Below are 18,051 nucleotides of genomic sequence, written 5' to 3'. Positions count from 1 at the left end.
TCAATTTGGAAATAATGCGTCTTTGTAGGCCAGATGCTCATCGTAAACGGGTTCAGCAATGATGGCGGATGTCGTAGGACGCTTATCAAATTTCGTGCCGATCTCGATTAGTTGCTGGAGATTCTTTTCATAATGCTCGGAGAATACTACTGCATAAAGCAAGTCTAATAAGTAACAGATCGACGTATTGATGGTAAAATTGGCAATTTTTGAGTAAAGACGTTCTCTCGTTGTGATATTCAAGACGCAATCGGCGATTTCTGACAACTTGTTTTCACCGATACTTGTGATGCCAATCATTGGTACGTGATTTTTTGTGAGGATTTCAGCTGTTTGTAAAATCATCTGATTTTCTCCAGTATAGGAAATTAGGATTGCACAGGTGGAGGAATCACAATTTGCGGCTTCATAGGCACTCTCACCCACGGTGTTGCAAACCAAAATATTTTTTTTGATCCGGCGCATTTTCAAAACAAAATCTTGTGAAATAAGCGTATTGGCATTACTGGCAAAAATCTTGATGACTTTTGCATTCAAGAGCGATTGCTTTGCTGCTTGCAGTTGGTCATGATGGATCAGTGACAAAGTGTCTTCAATGGTGGTTTGTTCCAGATTTGCTAACTTTTTGGCAATCGTCATAATTCCATCGTGAGAAGTAAAAGGAAAATTGGCATCCACATTTGTAAAGTGACTATTGATATAGGTCTGCTCTTCTATAAACGCATTCTTCAGTTCTACCCAACCATTGAATCCTAATTTTTTGGAGATGCGAATAAAGGTAGATGGATGGACATAAGTTTTATCAGAAAGCTCTTTGATAGTTTGCTCCGCCATTGCTCTCGGGTGTTCTAAGAGGTAGTCAACGAGTGTACGCTCAGAGGGAGCTAATTTGATTTGCCGCATTTTTTCTTGTAATAACATACTTTCTCCTTTTACAAAATTTGGTTACTAATTGTAAATACAATTTTTACGATGTTTTGACTGAAATATAGCATTTATTCGATGTAAAAGCAATATTCATCGGTATCGCTAATGAATTCTGTAAATGATATTTACAAATCAGGCTGAAAAAAGCAAAAAAAATGCAAACGCTTTTTCCAAATAACTGGGAACCATTGTGTTATCTATTCACGTATCAGATAATTAATTTGTAAATAAATAGCAAAGGAGCAGTACAATGACAAAAGGAATCAAAATCGCTACCATTGGTGGTGGCAGCAGCTACACTCCGGAGTTGATGGAAGGCTTTATCAAACGCTATGAAGAACTACCGATTCGAGAAATTTGGTTAGTGGATATCGAAGCAGGAAAAGAAAAATTAGCAATCGTTGGTGCCATGGCCCAACGAATGTGGGATGCTTCTCCTTATGATGTGAAAATCCATATGACACTGGATCGAGAAGAAGCATTGAAAGATGCTGATTTTGTGACTACTCAATTTCGTGTCGGATTATTAAATGCTCGTATAAAAGATGAACGGATCCCTGCTTATTATGGCATGATCGGTCAAGAAACCAATGGCCCAGGAGGGATATTCAAAGCATTTCGGACCGTGCCGATCATTCTAGATATCGTAGAAGATATGAAACGTCTATGTCCGAATGCCTGGTTGATCAACTTTGCGAATCCAAGCGGCATGGTCACAGAAGCGGTTGTTCGTTATGGAAAATGGGACAAAGTGATCGGTCTTTGTAATGTGCCTGTGATGGCAACCATGATCGAACCTGCATTGATCGGTAAAGAGCCGGATGAATTAATCTATAAATTTGCTGGATTGAATCATTTCCATTGGCATAAAGTCACAGATGCCCATGGCAACGATGTAACCATGGATATTATCGATAAAATGTATGAAGAAGACAACGGCTTACCGAAAAATATTTTTGATGTACCGTTTTATCGTGAGCAATTGGAACAAATGAAAATGATCCCTTGTGGGTATCACCGTTACTATTATCGTCAAGAAGAAATGCTGAAACATGCGCTGGAAGAATATCAAACTGTTGGAACCAGAGCACAGCAAGTGAAACAAACAGAGGCAGAATTGTTTGAACTTTATAAAGATCCAGAATTGGATCATAAACCTGAACAACTGCAACAACGTGGTGGGGCTTATTATTCCGATGCTGCCTGCGAAACGATCGCATCGATTTATGCAAACAAAAATACGCAAATCGTGGTCTCAACCAGAAACGAAGGAGCAGTTCCTGATCTGCCGGCAGACTGCGTGGTGGAAGTCACAGCTTACGTTGGTGGTCAAGGTGCCCGCAATGTTGCATTTGGCGAGTTGCCGACAGCAGAAAAAGGCTGGCTGCAAGTGATGAAAGCAATGGAACTCTTAACGATCGAAGCAGCGGTTACTGGCGATTACAATACCGCATTACAAGCTTTTACCATTAACCCATTGGTGCCATCAGGAGAAACAGCTAAACGCGTAATGGATGAGTTGTTTATTGCCCACAAAGCGTATCTGCCAAACTTTAAAGCAACGATTGAACGATTGGAAAAAGAAGGAATCGAAGTTCAAGACGAACTGGCAAAATCACTTAATTAATCAAAACATCAAGAAAGTAGGAATGAAAGAATGGGATTTAGAAAAGACTTTTTATGGGGCGGCGCTACTGCTGCGAATCAATGTGAAGGAGGATACAACGAAGACGGAAGAGGATTAGCTAACGTTGATGTCGTACCGATCGGTAAAGACCGTTTTCCAGTAATCACTGGACAAATGAAGATGTTTGATTTTGATGACGAACATTTTTATCCTGCCAAAGAAGCCATCGATATGTACCATCGTTACAAAGAAGATATTGCTTTGTTTGGAGAAATGGGCTTTAAAACCTATCGTTTGTCTATTGCTTGGAGTCGAATCTTTCCAAAAGGGGACGAGCAAGAACCGAATGAAGATGGCTTGAAATTCTATGAAGATCTCTTTAAAGAATGTCATAAATATGGCATTGAACCATTGGTCACCATCACTCATTTTGATTGTCCAATGCACTTAGTCGAAAAATATGGCGCTTGGCGCTCACGAGAATTAGTCGGTTTTTATGAAAATCTATGCCGGGTTATTTTCAATCGTTACAAAGGATTAGTTAAATACTGGTTGACTTTTAATGAAATCAATATGATCTTGCATGCGCCATTCATGGGTGCCGGACTTTACTTTGAAGAAGGCGACAATGTTGAGCAAGTCAAATACCAAGCAGCGCACCATGAGTTGTTGGCATCTGCGATTGCGACAAAAATCGCGCATGAAGTAGATCCAGAAAACAAAGTTGGCTGTATGTTGGCAGCAGGTGCCTACTATCCTTACACCAGTAAACCGGAAGATGTCTGGGCATCAAGAAAATCAGATCGTGAAAACTATTTCTTCATTGATGTACAATCTCGTGGAGAGTATCCGCAATATGCATTGAAAGAAATGGCTCGTAACGGGATTGAGATCAAAATGGAAGAGGGGGATGCCGAGTTATTGAAAGCTCATACGGTTGATTTCATCTCATTCTCTTACTATTCTTCACGAGTATCAACGACAGATGCGGAATTATTGGAACAAACTTCAGGAAACATCTTTGCTTCTGTAAAAAATCCTTATCTGGATGCCAGTGAATGGGGTTGGCAAATTGACCCACTAGGGTTGCGAATCACTATGAATGACCTTTATGATCGTTATCAAAAACCATTGTTCATTGTCGAAAACGGGTTGGGTGCTGTGGATACACCAGATGCTGATGGCTATGTGGAAGACGATTACCGAATCGAGTATCTTGCGGCCCATATTCAAGCCATGAAAGATGCGGTTGAACAGGATGGGGTTGACTTGTTAGGGTATACGACATGGGGTTGTATTGATCTCGTTTCCGCTGGAACGGGTGAAATGAAAAAACGCTACGGCTTTATCTACGTAGATCGTGACAACGAGGGCAACGGCACGTTGAAACGGACGAAGAAAAAATCCTTCGACTGGTACAAACAAGTCATTGCTTCAAATGGCGAAGACTTAACAAACAAATAATCAGGCTTGCGGCTTCTTCTTGGATGAATTCTAAGAAGAAAGCCGCTAATAGTATTTACGATGGAGGGACAATATGGGATTTCCAAAAAATTTTCTATGGGGTGGCGCAACAGCCGCGAATCAATATGAAGGCGGGTATCTTTCTGGCGGAAAAGGGTTAAGTACCCTCGATGCCATTACAGGTGGCAGTATGGATCATCCGCGAATGATTACCTATAAAACAAAAGAGGGCCAGATCGAGAAAGTTACTCGGGATACTGAATTACCTGAAGGTGCCGTTGGATACATCGATCCAGAGCAGTATTATCCTAGTCATGTGGCAACAGACTTTTATCATCATTATCAGGAAGACATTGCTTTGTTTGCAGAGATGGGCTTTAAGTGTTTTCGGATGTCTATTTCTTGGGCGCGGATTTGTCCCAAAGGAACCGATGAGATCAACGAAGAAGGCTTGGCTTTTTATGATGCGGTTTTCGATGAGTTGCTGAAGCATGGCATTGAGCCAGTGGTGACGATCAATCACTTTGATATTCCTATGTATTTGGCAGATGAATACGATGGTTGGTCCAATCGCAAAGTGATCGACTATTTCTTGTTTTTCTGTGAAACGATTTTCACGCGTTATCAAAAGAAAGTGAAATACTGGATGACCTTCAATGAAATCAATTTTCTGAGAAGCTGGACTCAAATTGGTATCCATAAGAATGACAAGCAACATAAATATCAAGCTGCCCATCATTTATTTGTGGCTAGCGCCAAAGCAGTAGAGATGGGACACCAGATCAACCCAGAATTCATGATTGGGATGATGGTTGCCTATATTCCAAGTTATCCGATGACTGCGAATCCAGAGGATGTTTTGGCTGCCTTGCAATTCAATCGGGAGCAGGAGTTCTACATTGATGTTCAAGCAAATGGCTACTATCCAGCACATAAGTTGAAAGAATTTGAACGAGAAGGAATCACAATTGAAAAAGCGGCTGATGATGACGCGGTCATCGCGAATGGCACGGTTGATTATATCGGTTTTAGTTACTATATGTCGACGGCATCTTCCGCAAATCCGGAGACAGTTAAGTATGTTGGCGGCAATCAAATGCCAGCCGTAAAAAATCCATATTTATCCGAATCGGATTGGGGGTGGGCAGTAGATCCATTAGGATTACGTATTTCCTTATGTCAGCTGTCTGATCGTTATCATCTTCCGTTATTCGTGGTAGAAAATGGCTTCGGTGCCATCGATCAAGTGGAAGACGACGGTACCATCAATGACGATTACCGAATCGATTATTTCAAGAAACATATTGCTGCTATGAAGGATGCGGTGACCCTTGATGGTGTAGACTTGATAGGCTATACTCCTTGGGGATATATCGATCTTGTTTCAGCGGGGACTGGCGAGATGAAAAAACGCTATGGCTTTATTTATGTCGATATGGATGATCATGGAAATGGGACATTGGCCCGTAAAAAGAAAAAATCTTTTGATTGGTATAAAGAAGTGATCGCCTCAAACGGAGAACAGCTCTAAAAAAAGCCCCACATTCAGAATTCGATAAACAGCGAGAGGGTTCTCGTTGCTACGAATCAATGAATGATGGGGTGTTTTTTTGCTCTTCAGCTATTGTGCGTTAGCCAAGTACCTTTTCGATACTAGGAATCATTTTGGTTGGGTTAGTCTGTGGGGCGAATCGTTCAACCACTTCTCCGTCACGATTGATCAGAAATTTAGTAAAGTTCCATTTGATGGCTTTTCCCATCGTTCCTGGGGCTTGTTCCTCCAAATATTGAAAAAGCGGATCGGCATCCTTTCCATTGATCACTGTCAATTGATGCATCGGAAAGTCAACGCCATAAGTGGTACGGCAAGCTTCAGCGGCTTCCGTAGCAGAGCTGACTTCTTGCTTAAATTGATTGGAAGGAAATCCTAAGACGATCAATCCTTGGTCGCGATATTGTTGGAACAATTCTTCCAACTCGTTGAATTGCGGACTTAATCCGCATTTGGTGGCAGTATTGACAATAACCATTGCTTGACCGCGGTAGCGTTCTAATGAATAGGTTTCGCCATTTTCTAGAGTGGCTTGAAATTCATAAATAGACATTTTTGTGCTCCTTTCGATTGTTGACCATCTTTCTGATTGCTTGAAACGTTGATTGAGACGTAGTTCTTAACTTGTAACTAGTATAGTTCAATCGGCAGGAAAAGCCAAAAATATTTGATTTTTATGGCGCAGACCTACAAAAAAAGCTGGAATTTGGGTCAACGCCCAAAATCACAGCTTTTTTCAATCTTTTTTTACAGTTTTCCTACAGCAAACTTGCTGCCAGAGGAGTAAGCCTTGGCTGTTGCGCTTGCGAGTTACACTTCTGAAGCGACTTCGGCTTTGACTTCATGAATCACCGACTTGGTTTTCCAGACACCGGAATGCCAACGATAGATCATTAAAATACTTCGCAAAGCTTCATCGATTGCGTAGGCGATCCAGACACCGATCAAGCCAAATTTAAAGACGATGGCCAAAGAGTATGAGAAGGGTAGGCTAATGATCCAAAGAACGATCAAGCTACAGAACAATGGAAACTTGACATCGCCACTAGCATTCAATGAACCAACTAAGATCATATTGACCGCACGTGCTGTTTCTAAGACGATCTCAACTAAAAATACGCCTTTGGCGATGGCAATGACTTCGGCATTGGTGGTGAAAATGCCCATGATTGGTTCGATAAAGATATAGGTTAGCAAACAGATGGTGACGGAAGCAATGACGCCAATGATCATCGTGCGCATGCCGCGTTTTTTTGCCCGCTCAAATTCGCCAGCTCCCACATGACGCCCAATCATGATTTGGTTTCCTTGACTTAATGCGGAAGCAATCAAATAGACAAATTGGGTGATTGCTGTCACGTAGGATTTCGCGATCAGTACACTGGAACCTAGCTGTGCCACGATCATTGTTACGACGACTTGCGCTCCTTGATAAGACAATGATTCTCCAGAAGAAGGCAGACCGTACGTCAAGATATTCTTCATCACATCCCAAGACAAATGCTTCAATCGGGCGGAAAGAACAGAGAAGCCTACGTGTTTTTTCAATAAGACTGCAGCGATGATCAAACCGATCGTATTGCCAAAGACACTGGAGAAAGCCAGTCCTGTTACCCCGAAATTAGGTAAACCGAATGGACTATAAAGGACAAAATAATTGCCGATAACCGCTAAGATACTGGCAAACATTGGCACGAGCAATGCAGGTTTCGTAAAGCTATGGCTACGCATAACAGCGATAATCACAGCTGTTAAAGAAGAAACGAACAAGCTGCCACCATAGACTTGCAAATAGCCACGACCTAAATCAATCAACTCTTCTTCTAATCCCATAAAATGCAGCAACTGATTCGAGCCGAAGAGAAACATCAAGCTGATCAAAATACCCAAAAATAACGAACCAAAAAGTGCAGTATTGATGACCGTCGGGATTTTATCGCGTTGTTTTGCCCCAATCAGCTGCGCAATAATGATTTGCGTGCCGACAGTGATAAAGCCATAAATAAAGACGGTTAAATTCAGCAGTTGATTGGCCGCACTGACTGCAGCGACTGCTGGTTCAGAATAATGAGAGATCATCCATACATTGACATTCCCAATAATCACCCGCAAAAATAGCTCAACGAAAATCGGCCAGCTGAGAAACAGTAATTCCCGGTCAGATCTTTTTAAAAGTTTTTTCTTATTCAATTGTAAGGACTCCTCGTTTTCTATATAATAGATGTATCGTGAAAATTTTACAAAATATGAAAAGAAAGTCAATGTAATTTTCAAAGAAAAAAGCAGGAATATCTTATTATTTTTTGTAAGCAGAACATTCGACAGAAATTCTTTTTGAAAGTAAAGTATGGGTAGTCGAAAATGGAGGGAACTATTATGTATGATGTAATTATTATCGGCGCTGGACCTGCCGGCATGACAGCTGCGCTGTACGCATCCCGCTCGAACCTGTCAGTTCTAATGATTGAACGGGGCGCTCCAGGGGGACAAATGAACAATACCGCTGAGGTTGAAAATTACCCAGGCTTTGATTCGATTTTAGGCCCAGAACTCGCTTTTAAAATGTATGAAAGTGCGATCCGCTTTGGCGTTGAGAATGCTTATGGCATCGTTCAAGGGATCACGGATCATGGCGATTACAAAGAAGTCGCTACTGAAGACAAAAGTTACCAAGGAAAAACAGTGATCATTGCCACAGGCTGTGTACATAGAAAATTAGGAGTCAAAGGCGAAGAAGAATTCGCTGGACGGGGAGTTTCTTATTGTGCAGTCTGTGATGGCGCCTTTTTCCGTAACAAACGCTTGATCGTTGTCGGTGGAGGAGATTCAGCTGTTGAAGAAGCGATCTATTTGACGCAATTTGCTTCAGAAGTAACGATCGTTCACCGTCGGGATGAACTGCGTGCCCAAAAGATCATTCAAGAACGAGCTTTTGCTAATGAAAAGATTTCGTTTATTTGGGATTCTGTGGTGGAAGAAATTAAAGGTAATGAAATGGTTGTGACGGGCGTTCAAGTCCGGAATGTCAAAACCGATGAGGTCACAGAAGAAGCTGCTGGTGGTGTCTTTATCTATGTTGGCCTGGATCCATTGACCGAACCTTTCAAAGCCAGTGGTTTAACCAACGATAGTGGTTGGATCCCAACCAATGAACTGATGCAAACTTCAATGCCTGGCGTCTATGCAGTAGGGGATGTTCGCGAAAAAGGATTACGACAAATCACTACAGCAGTCGGGGACGGCAGTATCGCTGGTCAACAAGTATTTGATTTTATCGAAACGCAAAAAGATCAACAACTAGTTAAATAACTATTACAAGCACTGTTATTTATAAAACGTTATTCGTTTTTAATAGCAGTGCCTTTGTATTTTTGTTGGGTTATTCTTTGAGAAAAAGGGAAGTAGTGTTATACTAAAATTATAGTCATTTTAATGTTAGAAGGAGTGGTTTTTGAATGGGATGGGAACAAATTTATGAGCAATGGAAAAATCATCAACAGTTAGAAGCAGGACTAAAGGATCAGCTGACAGAATTAGAAAAGGATCCAGAAATGCTGCAAGATGCTTTTTATATGCCCCTTGAATTTGGTACAGCTGGGATGCGGGGAATCTTAGGCCCTGGAATCAATCGCATGAATATCTATACCGTTCGTCAAGCAACGGAAGGATTGGCTCGTTTCATGGATACACAAGATCCGGAAACCAGAAGACGCGGTGTCGCGATCGCCTATGATTCACGTCATTTTTCACCAGAGTTTGCGATGGAAGCTGCTAAAACGTTAGCCAAACACGATATACCTGCCTTTGTTTTTGAAAGCTTGCGTCCAACCCCAGAATTGTCTTTTGCGGTCCGTTATCTGCATACCTTTACTGGAATCATGATTACGGCTTCGCACAATCCAGCTGCTTACAATGGATACAAAGTTTATGGTGAAGACGGCGGACAAATGCCTCCAGCTGATGCGGATGCTTTAACTGCATTCGTTCGAGAAATCGAAAACCCGCTAGAAATTCCTGTTTTATCCGAAGAAGAAGCAAAAAATAGCGGCTTGATCACGATTATCGGAGAAGAAGTTGACACAGCATATCTAAAAGAAGTCAAAACAGTAACGATCAATCAACAGCTTATTGACACGACAGGCAAAAATCTGAAATTAGTCTATACACCATTGCATGGAACAGGACGGATGCTTGGTGAAAAAGCTTTGAAACAGGCTGGATTTGAGCAATTTATTATTGAGCCTTCCCAAGCAGTTGCAGATCCGAACTTTAGTACAGTCAAATCACCAAATCCAGAAGAACACTCTGCATTTGAATATGCCATCGCTTTAGGCGAAAAAGAAGGAGCAGATTTACTGATTGCTACCGATCCGGATGCAGACCGTTTAGGTGCAGCAGTCCGAATGCCTAATGGAGATTATCAAGTATTGACAGGCAATCAATTAGGCGCATTGATGATCCGCTATATTTTAGAAGCCCATAAGAGTGCCGGCACACTACCAGAAAATGCCGCAGTCTTAAAATCGATCGTTTCTAGCGAATTGCCAACAGCCATCGCTCAATCCTATGATGTGGAAATGATCAATGTTTTAACAGGCTTCAAATTTATTGCCGAAAAAATCCAACAGTATGAAAAAGATCATTCCCATACCTTCATGTTTGGATTTGAAGAAAGTTATGGCTACTTAGTCAAACCTTTTGTAAGAGACAAAGATGCGATTCAAGCGCTTGTTTTGTTAGCTGAGGTGGCCGCTTTCTATAAACAATCGGATAAGACCCTTTACGATGGGTTGCAAGACATCTTTGAAGAATATGGCTACTATGCTGAAAAAACGATTTCTGTAACGATGAGTGGGATGGAAGGTGCAGCGAAAATCACAGCACTAATGAAAACATTCCGTGAGAAAGCACCATCGGTTTTTGCAGGTACACCAGTCGTTCAAACAGAAGACTTCAAAGCGTTGACGAGAGTTGGCTTAGATGGTCATATGCACAAAATGACTACACCACCATCTGATGTGCTGAAATATACCCTCGAAGATGAAAGCTGGATCGCAGTGCGTCCTTCCGGAACTGAACCAAAAATCAAATTCTATATCGGCGTCAAAGGAAATTCTTCAGCAGATGCCGACAAGAAAATTGCAGCGCTTGAAGCGGCAATCAACGAAATTACAGAAGCTTAATTCTTAGGCTGAAGCCAGTTCCTTATTTAATACCTGAAAAAGAAGCAACAGAAAAGTCTCGCAGATTTTCAGTCCGTCTTTTTGTAAGAAAAAGGATTTGCGCCTTTTTCAGGTATTTTTAGGGCTGGCGTATTTCTTTTGTCTTTTTTACCCAGAAGTCTTGACAAAGAATGCTTCTACAAGCTAGAATTCTATTCACTTATCCAGAAAGGAAGTCCAGCATGACTCAGCCAGACCAAGAAGATATCCAAAAAGTTACTCAAATGTTTAAAATGCTTGGTGATCCTACCCGTTTGAAGATATTGCTTTCTTTGGAAGAGGGGGAGCGCAATGTAACCTCGATTGCTGAACAAGTAATGATGGAACAATCTGCCGTTTCTCATCAATTGAAGCTATTGAAAGATAACCGGATCGTAAAATCAGAGCGACAAGGCAAGACGATTTTATATAGTTTAGATGACAAACACGTTGTCGACATTTTACAAAAAACATTTGCCCATATTCATCACCGTTAAAGCTAGGACGAGAATTTCTCGAAAGTCCTAGTTTTTTCTTATGCTTTTTGGTATGCTAGTAGAAAATTAAAAATGGATGAACGATTTTTTAATAACGTTTTCAGTAAGGAGGCTATATGAAAGAGCGATTAAATATAGGACTACTAGGAATGGGTGTTGTAGGTACTGGTGTTTGCCAATTATTAGCGGAGCAAAGAGAGGCCATCGCAGCCCGAACCGGTGTCGAAATTTGTATTACAAAAGCATTGGCCTCTCCTTATGACGATAAAACCGCCATCGCCCAAAAGTATGGGTTTGAATTGACTAGCGATATTCAAGAAATCTATCAGGATGATGCCATCGATGTGATCGTAGAATTGATTGGCAAGATCGATCCTGCGAAAGATTTTATCTTAGGCGCATTTGCGCACAAAAAACACGTTGTCACGGCGAATAAGGATCTCTTAGCCACTCATGGACCGGAATTGACTGCTGCAGCTCAACAGGCTGGAGTAGCCCTTTATTATGAAGCCAGTGTAGGAGGGGGAATCCCTATTTTACGTACATTAAGTACGCATTATTTACCGGACACCATTACTTCGATTTCTGGCATCGTTAATGGTACGACCAATTATATGCTGACCAAAATGTTGGCAGATAACTTGAGTTATGAAGCGGTACTGGCAGAAGCACAGGCAAAAGGATTTGCAGAATCAGATCCATCCAATGATGTGGACGGTATTGATGCAGCCTACAAAATGGTTCTATTGACAAAATTTGCTTTTGGCATGACGATTGAAATGAAAGATGTTTCTATCACTGGGATTCGTGGTTTAGCCATTGAAGACATTGCTCATGCGCAACAACTAGGATATGAAGTGAAACTTATTGGTACCGCGCAAAAGACGCCAAGTCATCATCTTGCGGTTTCAGTTGGACCGGTTCTTGTGCCGAAAAGTCATCCTTTAGCTTCCATTAACTATGAGTTCAATGGCGTGTATATTGAAAGCACGGGCATTGATCGTTCTATGTTATATGGACCTGGCGCAGGAGCACGGCCTACCGCAACGAGTGTGCTGGCAGATCTGACTGTGATCGCCAAAAATAAAGTGGCCGGCATTACCGAACCATTTGTGACTTTTGAACAACCGACGAAACTAGCGGCACCTAATGAGCTTCGGCAATGTTATTACATTGCATTGAACCAACCATTAGCAGCGAACCAGCAGAAACTGGAATGGATCAATCAAGAGTCAATGGCGGAAAAAGCTTTTATGACGAAACCATTGAGTCAATCGGAATTAACGGCAGAGTTGTCGATTTTTGAAGATGGTCAAATCAGCCAAATCATGAAAGTAATGGAGGAGTAGAAGATGTACGAAGGACTATTGAAGCAATACAAAGAGTATTTGCCGGTGACAGAAAACACACCTTTAATCTCATTGGCAGAAGGAAACACACCATTGATTCCACTGCACAACTTATCAAAAGAGCTTGGGATCACTCTTTATGGAAAATATGAAGGGTTAAATCCGACTGGATCTTTCAAAGATCGCGGAATGGTGATGGCCGTGGCCAAAGCTGTGGAAGAAGGTGCCAAAGCCATCGTTTGTGCGTCCACGGGGAATACTAGTGCGGCTGCAGCGGCCTACGCCACAAGAGCAGGAATCAAAGCCTATGTGGTCATTCCAGATGGGAAGATCGCTATGGGGAAATTAGCTCAAGCCATCATTTATGGCGCAGATATCATTTCTATTCCGGGAAATTTTGATGAAGCCCTAAAAGCAGTCAGAGACATTGCCAAAACCGAAGCTGTGGCACTTGTCAATTCAGTCAATCCTTATCGTTTGGAAGGACAAAAAACCGCCGCATTCGAAATTTGTGAACAGTTGGAAAAAGCACCGGATGTACTTGCGATTCCTGTAGGGAATGCCGGAAATATCTCTGCTTATTGGAAGGGATTCAAAGAATGGCATGACAAAAAAGGAACATCACTTCCAAGAATGCATGGCTTTGAGGCAGAAGGTGCCGCAGCTATCGTAAAAGGTGCAGTGATCGAGGAACCAGAAACAATCGCCACAGCGATTCGGATCGGCAATCCAGCAAGCTGGCAGTTGGCAGAAGCCGCTCGTGACGAATCAAATGGATTTATCGATGCCGTAACCGACGACGAGATTTTGAACGCTTATCGAAAAGTAGCCGCACAAGACGGTGTCTTTATTGAACCAGGTTCGGCAGCTTCATTAGCTGGTGTGATCCAGCACGTGAAAAATGGCAACATTCGTCCTGGTGAAACGGTCGTGGCAGTCTTTACAGGAAATGGGTTGAAAGATCCAGATACAGCCATAAATGCAACAGAAGTGACGATCCATAAAATGAGTGACTTAGAAGAAATGCGTCAGCACTTGCGTAAAGGAGTGTCTCAACTATGAAGATCCGCGTTCCTGCAACCAGTGCAAATTTAGGACCTGGTTTTGATTCTTGCGGGATTGCTCTCTCAAAATATCTATTTATCGAAATTATGGAAGAAAGTGACCGATGGGAGATTATTCATGAATTAGGGAGTGGAATTCCTAGTGACGAACATAATTTGCTGTTACAGGTTGCGTTAAAGTTAGCGCCGACAATGGTGCCTCGTAAAATCCGCATGACTTCAGATATTCCATTGGCCCGGGGATTAGGCAGCAGTTCGTCTGTGATCGTGGCGGGGATTGAGCTAGCTAATCGCTTAGGACATTTGAATTTAACGGATGCGCAAAAGGTTGATATCGCAACGGCTATTGAGGGACATCCAGACAATGTGGCGCCAGCAGTTTACGGAGATTTCCTGATTACTGCTTTTGATCATGAACACAAGCAAACCTATGCCGTTAAACATCATTTTCCGGAATGTGAGATCATTGCTTATATTCCAAAAGAAGAATTATTGACGGAAGCTAGTCGAAATGTACTGCCAAAGAAAATGGACTTTTCAATGGCGGTGGAAGCGAGTGCCATCGCCAATGTAATGATTGCAGCAGTGATCAAAGGCAATCTTCCCCTCGCCGGTAAAATGATGCAAAATGACCGGTTCCATGAGACTTATCGTGAAAAATTGATACCACATTTATCTACGATCCGCCAAATCTGTGAAGAAGAAGGGGGCTATGGCTGCTTTTTAAGCGGTGCTGGCCCAACAGTATTAGCGCTAGTCCCTTCTGAAAGGGCGGACAAGATCAGTCGCCTGCTGCACGCTTTGGAGACTAATGCAACGATTGAACGGTTGCAGATCGATCGTGAAGGTGTTCAAGTGTTTTAGTCTGATTTAATTTTTCTCAAGCAAAGATCCCCAGAATAATGGACAGCTAATGCGCCATTTATTCCGGGGATCTTTTTGTCTGAAAAAAGAAGGAGTAGGATTATTCTTCTGTTTCCGATGTATAGTAACTATGGTCTTCTAGATTCAATGCATTCAAAATCATCGAAGCTGTCTCTTCAATTGAAAGAGAGGCAACATTAATGACGATGCAGCCTAACTTCTGATACAGTTCATTGGCAAATTCTAATTCTCCTCGAATCTTTTCAATGTCTGAATAAGCTGTGTCGGGATTCAATCCATAAGAACGCATCCGTTCCTTGCGAATACTGTTAAGGACATCGGGATCATTGGTCAAGCCAACGATTTTGCTTGGTTCAATCTCCCACAACTGCTTTGGAATATGGGCTTGTGGTACCAGAGGCAAGTTGGCTACTTTTAAGTTTTTATTCGCTAAGAAGAGACTCAGTGGTGTCTTAGAAGTTCGGGAAACACCTAGCAGTACGACATCGGCCTCAAGAAAACCACGAGGATCTTTGCCGTCATCATATTTAACCGCAAACTCCATTGCTTTGATGCGTTTAAAATAATTTTTATTCAAATGATGCAATGCACCGGGTTCTCGTGATGGTGCGATACCTGTGCGTTTTTCTACTTCGGTGACAGGAGGCGTCAGTACATCAAAATGATATAGGTCAGCTTCTTCACAAAAGTGATTGGTTAATGAGACTAGCTCGTCATTGATCAGTGTGTGCAAAATGATGGCGTTGTGTTTTTTCGCATCGGTCAATGCTTGGATCAAATGTTCTTTTGTGTGAATAAAGGTGCGGCGAAACAAGTTGAATTCAACGCTTGGGTATTGCGCCATCGTGGCTTGGGCTAATTTAGAGGCCGTTTCTCCTGCAGAATCGGACAAGACAAAAATCGTGACAATCGTTTCTTGTGGGTTCATAGTAAAATCCTCTCTTGCATTTTTGATAAATTCATTATACCATACTTACGATCGTTAAAAATCGGAATGATTTTGATTTACGGGAGGGATTGGATGAAGAATCAACCATTGATCGAGCATGCGATGTCGATTTTAAAAGAGCATGGCTATAAATATACCAAAAAAAGAGAAGCGATTATTACCTATTTAGTGAAACGTAACCGTTATTTACCGGCTAAAGAGATTCATGAGTTTATGTCAGAAGAATACCCCGGTTTAAGCTATGATACTATTTATCGCAATCTTCATGATTTTTCCGAAATCGGCATCTTAGAAGAAACAGAGTTGAATGGAGAAATGAAATTCCGCTACAACTGTTGTGTTGAACTGGAAGATCATCATCATCATCATTTTATTTGTACGGTTTGTGGCAAAACAAAAGAGCTGCATATTTGCCCAATGGATTTCTTTCAGGAACAATTGCCGGGTTGTAGTATTGAAGGCCATCGCTTTGAAATCTTAGGTAGATGTGAAGATTGCCGCTGATTATTCGGTTTTTGCGTCAGAATGAAGAAGTTCGTGGACTTTTTTAGTAGAATACCTTGACACTTTTTCAGGGGTTAGCTATAATTTTCAAAGGACAGTCTTGTTTTTTGAGATTTTATTTCAATGACAAATACGGTTACTTTTTAAGCTCGGAGGGAGGGAATTTACATGTCAAAAACAGTCGTTCGCAAAAACGAATCACTTGACGATGCTCTTCGTCGCTTCAAACGTTCCGTGTCAAAAGCGGGTACTTTACAGGAATCTCGTAAACGTGAATTTTACGAAAAACCAAGTGTAAAGCGTAAGAAAAAATCTGAAGCAGCTAGAAAACGTAAAAAATTCTAATTTTCTACTGTTTTGAGAATTGGAGCTGGTAGTGTGACGCTACTAAGTACACTGAATGATGACATGAAGACAGCGATGAAAGCCAAAGACAAGGAAACGTTGCAGGTGATTCGTATGTTGAAAGCATCGATTCAAAACGAACAGATCAAAAAAGGTGCTGACTTGAACGAAGATGAAGAATTGACTGTGTTGTCTCGCGAGATGAAACAACGTCGTGACTCTTTGACTGAATTTGAGAAAGCGGACCGAACGGATCTGGCTGAAAAAGTCAAAGGTGAAATTGCAATTGTTGAAAAATATTTGCCAGCACAACTTGATGAAGCGGAAATCCGCAAAATCGTTGCTGGTGCGATCGAAAAAACCGGTGCTTCTTCTTCAAAAGAATTTGGAAAAGTAATGGGTGCTGTAATGCCGCAAGTAAAAGGCAAAGCAGACGGCAACCAAGTGAATGCGATCGTCAAGGAATTATTAGAGCAAATGTAAGGACACGCCGTAAGCATCGTAAAGATGCTTGCGGCTTTTTTGTTCTCTGTTAGTGAGTATTTTTAAGAAGAATCAATGACCGAAAAACAAACTATTAATAAATTGCAAAGAACGCTGACAAAACGTTTCTTGACGCTTACAAGTAATTTTGCTTTTAGCGATTGTGTGGTATTATTAACTAGAATGCCTAAAAAAGGAGCTGTAACTTATTTGACAGAAGAGCGTATTTCTTTGGAAATCCAATTGACGCAAAATGATGATATCAGTTTATTGCTGGGTTCCCATGACAAACATATCAAAGTCATCGAAGATGCTACACAAACAACGATCCATACGCGGGGAGAAATGATCCAGATTACTGGTGAAAAAGTAGCCGCTGAAAAAGCCCAATCCGTGATTCATGCCCTGCAGGAGTTGATCAAGCGGGGGATCAATATCAGCACACCAGATGTTATTACGGCATTGAATATGGCGAATAAAGGAAATTTAGATTACTTTACTGATATGTATGAAGAAGAGATCATCAAAGATCGCAACGGTAAACCGATCCGAGCAAAAAATGCCGGACAAAAAAAATACATTGAAGCCATTCGAACCCATGATGTGGTTTTTGGTGTCGGACCAGCTGGAACCGGGAAAACCTTTCTCGCGGTCGTGATGGCCATTGCGGCATTGAAAAAAGGACAAGTTCAAAAAATCATTTTGACCCGGCCTGCTGTTGAAGCTGGTGAAAATCTCGGTTTTTTACCCGGTGATCTGAAAGAAAAGGTTGATCCTTATTTACGTCCCGTATATGATGCGCTTTATCAGATTTTTGGTATGGACCATACCAATCGCTTGATGGAACGCGGGGTGATCGAGATTGCGCCTTTAGCTTATATGAGGGGACGAACATTGGAAGATGCCTTTGTGATTCTTGATGAAGCTCAAAACACCACCATTGCTCAAATGAAGATGTTTTTAACCCGATTGGGATTCAATTCAAAAATGATTGTCAATGGTGATACGAGTCAAATTGACTTACCAAAAGGAACGACGAGTGGGTTGGTTCATGCCCAGCGAGCATTGGAAGCAATCCCTAAAATTGCTTTTGCACATTTTGAAGCCGGAGATGTCGTTCGGCATCCAGTTGTTGCAGACATTATACGTGCCTATGAGGAATCTGATAGTAAAGAAAAACGTTGATTGTCGGACAGGAGGGGTA

At 41.7% G+C, this 18,051-nt stretch carries 17 protein-coding genes; 13 read left to right on the top strand and 4 right to left on the bottom strand.

What is annotated here, in order from left to right; all coding sequences use genetic code 11:
* Window positions 1-921 carry a MurR/RpiR family transcriptional regulator gene (locus Q0A12_RS04720; RefSeq protein ID WP_291291515.1) on the bottom strand — a complete coding sequence of 307 codons (921 nt, stop codon included), beginning with the start codon at window positions 919-921 and terminating at the stop codon, window positions 1-3.
* 256 nt (window positions 922-1,177) lie between these two features.
* Between Q0A12_RS04720 and Q0A12_RS04715 the strand changes: the two genes are divergently transcribed.
* The 3 genes from Q0A12_RS04715 to Q0A12_RS04705 all read left to right on the top strand — a co-directional run bounded on the left by Q0A12_RS04715 (window position 1,178) and on the right by Q0A12_RS04705 (window position 5,549).
* A complete protein-coding gene (locus Q0A12_RS04715) occupies window positions 1,178-2,554 on the top strand; it encodes a 6-phospho-beta-glucosidase (RefSeq protein WP_291291514.1) in 1,377 nt (458 codons plus the stop codon).
* Between the two features lie 30 nt (window positions 2,555-2,584).
* Window positions 2,585-4,018 carry a 6-phospho-beta-glucosidase gene (locus tag Q0A12_RS04710; RefSeq protein ID WP_291291513.1) on the top strand — a complete coding sequence of 478 codons (1,434 nt, stop codon included), beginning with the start codon at window positions 2,585-2,587 and terminating at the stop codon, window positions 4,016-4,018.
* A 73-nt stretch (window positions 4,019-4,091) separates the two neighbouring features.
* The gene (locus Q0A12_RS04705) at window positions 4,092-5,549 is read left to right on the top strand and encodes a family 1 glycosylhydrolase (RefSeq protein WP_291291512.1); all 1,458 of its coding nucleotides are present in this window, start codon (window positions 4,092-4,094) and stop codon (window positions 5,547-5,549) included.
* 100 nt (window positions 5,550-5,649) lie between these two features.
* Here the strand turns inward: Q0A12_RS04705 and Q0A12_RS04700 are convergent, their stop codons facing one another.
* Both Q0A12_RS04700 and Q0A12_RS04695 read right to left on the bottom strand, forming a co-directional pair.
* Window positions 5,650-6,123, bottom strand: coding sequence for a glutathione peroxidase (locus tag Q0A12_RS04700; RefSeq protein ID WP_291291511.1), 474 nt, complete (start codon window positions 6,121-6,123; stop codon window positions 5,650-5,652).
* A 257-nt stretch (window positions 6,124-6,380) separates the two neighbouring features.
* Window positions 6,381-7,760, bottom strand: a complete 1,380-nt coding sequence (locus Q0A12_RS04695) for an MATE family efflux transporter (RefSeq protein WP_291291510.1) — start codon at window positions 7,758-7,760, stop codon at window positions 6,381-6,383.
* A 186-nt stretch (window positions 7,761-7,946) separates the two neighbouring features.
* Here Q0A12_RS04695 and trxB point away from each other — a divergent pair, with 186 nt between their 5' ends.
* The 6 genes from trxB (at window position 7,947) to thrB (ending at window position 14,545) form a co-directional block, all read left to right on the top strand.
* Window positions 7,947-8,879 carry a thioredoxin-disulfide reductase gene (trxB, locus tag Q0A12_RS04690; protein ID WP_291291509.1) on the top strand — a complete coding sequence of 311 codons (933 nt, stop codon included), beginning with the start codon at window positions 7,947-7,949 and terminating at the stop codon, window positions 8,877-8,879.
* Window positions 8,880-9,025: 146 nt separating this feature from the next.
* On the top strand, window positions 9,026-10,753 hold the full coding sequence (locus Q0A12_RS04685; protein WP_291291508.1) for a phospho-sugar mutase: 1,728 nt from the start codon (window positions 9,026-9,028) through the stop codon (window positions 10,751-10,753).
* Between the two features lie 221 nt (window positions 10,754-10,974).
* Window positions 10,975-11,268: a metalloregulator ArsR/SmtB family transcription factor gene (locus Q0A12_RS04680; protein WP_291291507.1), complete on the top strand. Its 294-nt coding sequence runs from the start codon at window positions 10,975-10,977 to the stop codon at window positions 11,266-11,268.
* Window positions 11,269-11,384: 116 nt separating this feature from the next.
* Window positions 11,385-12,617, top strand: coding sequence for a homoserine dehydrogenase (locus Q0A12_RS04675; RefSeq protein ID WP_291291506.1), 1,233 nt, complete (start codon window positions 11,385-11,387; stop codon window positions 12,615-12,617).
* Between the two features lie 3 nt (window positions 12,618-12,620).
* Window positions 12,621-13,679 (top strand): threonine synthase, encoded by a 1,059-nt coding sequence (gene thrC, locus Q0A12_RS04670; RefSeq protein ID WP_291291505.1) that lies wholly within the window; start codon window positions 12,621-12,623, stop codon window positions 13,677-13,679.
* Complete coding sequence (gene thrB / locus Q0A12_RS04665) at window positions 13,676-14,545, top strand: homoserine kinase (protein ID WP_291291504.1); 870 nt, start codon at window positions 13,676-13,678, stop codon at window positions 14,543-14,545. The genes thrC and thrB overlap by 4 nt, the downstream gene beginning before the upstream one ends.
* A 100-nt stretch (window positions 14,546-14,645) precedes the next feature.
* On the opposite strand, the gene Q0A12_RS04660 is transcribed toward thrB, so the two are convergent.
* A complete protein-coding gene (locus tag Q0A12_RS04660; protein ID WP_291291503.1) occupies window positions 14,646-15,494 on the bottom strand; it encodes a pyruvate, water dikinase regulatory protein in 849 nt (282 codons plus the stop codon).
* A 93-nt stretch (window positions 15,495-15,587) separates the two neighbouring features.
* Here Q0A12_RS04660 and Q0A12_RS04655 point away from each other — a divergent pair, with 93 nt between their 5' ends.
* From Q0A12_RS04655 to Q0A12_RS04640, 4 genes are all read left to right on the top strand, one after another.
* Window positions 15,588-16,019 carry a Fur family transcriptional regulator gene (locus Q0A12_RS04655; protein ID WP_291291502.1) on the top strand — a complete coding sequence of 144 codons (432 nt, stop codon included), beginning with the start codon at window positions 15,588-15,590 and terminating at the stop codon, window positions 16,017-16,019.
* Between the two features lie 168 nt (window positions 16,020-16,187).
* Complete coding sequence (gene rpsU / locus Q0A12_RS04650) at window positions 16,188-16,364, top strand: 30S ribosomal protein S21 (protein ID WP_002356740.1); 177 nt, start codon at window positions 16,188-16,190, stop codon at window positions 16,362-16,364.
* 33 nt (window positions 16,365-16,397) lie between these two features.
* Entirely contained in the window at window positions 16,398-16,847 is a 450-nt protein-coding gene (locus tag Q0A12_RS04645; protein WP_291291501.1) for a GatB/YqeY domain-containing protein, read from the top strand.
* A 210-nt stretch (window positions 16,848-17,057) separates the two neighbouring features.
* Window positions 17,058-18,032, top strand: a complete 975-nt coding sequence (locus Q0A12_RS04640) for a PhoH family protein (RefSeq protein WP_291291526.1) — start codon at window positions 17,058-17,060, stop codon at window positions 18,030-18,032.
* Window positions 18,033-18,051: the final 19 nt, after the last annotated feature.

This window comes from Enterococcus sp. (assembly GCF_022711995.1).
In the GTDB taxonomy this organism is placed as follows: domain Bacteria; phylum Bacillota; class Bacilli; order Lactobacillales; family Enterococcaceae; genus Enterococcus_D.
The sequence above is the reverse complement of the archived record's forward strand: the minus strand, read 5'-3'. Positions and strand labels throughout refer to the sequence as shown.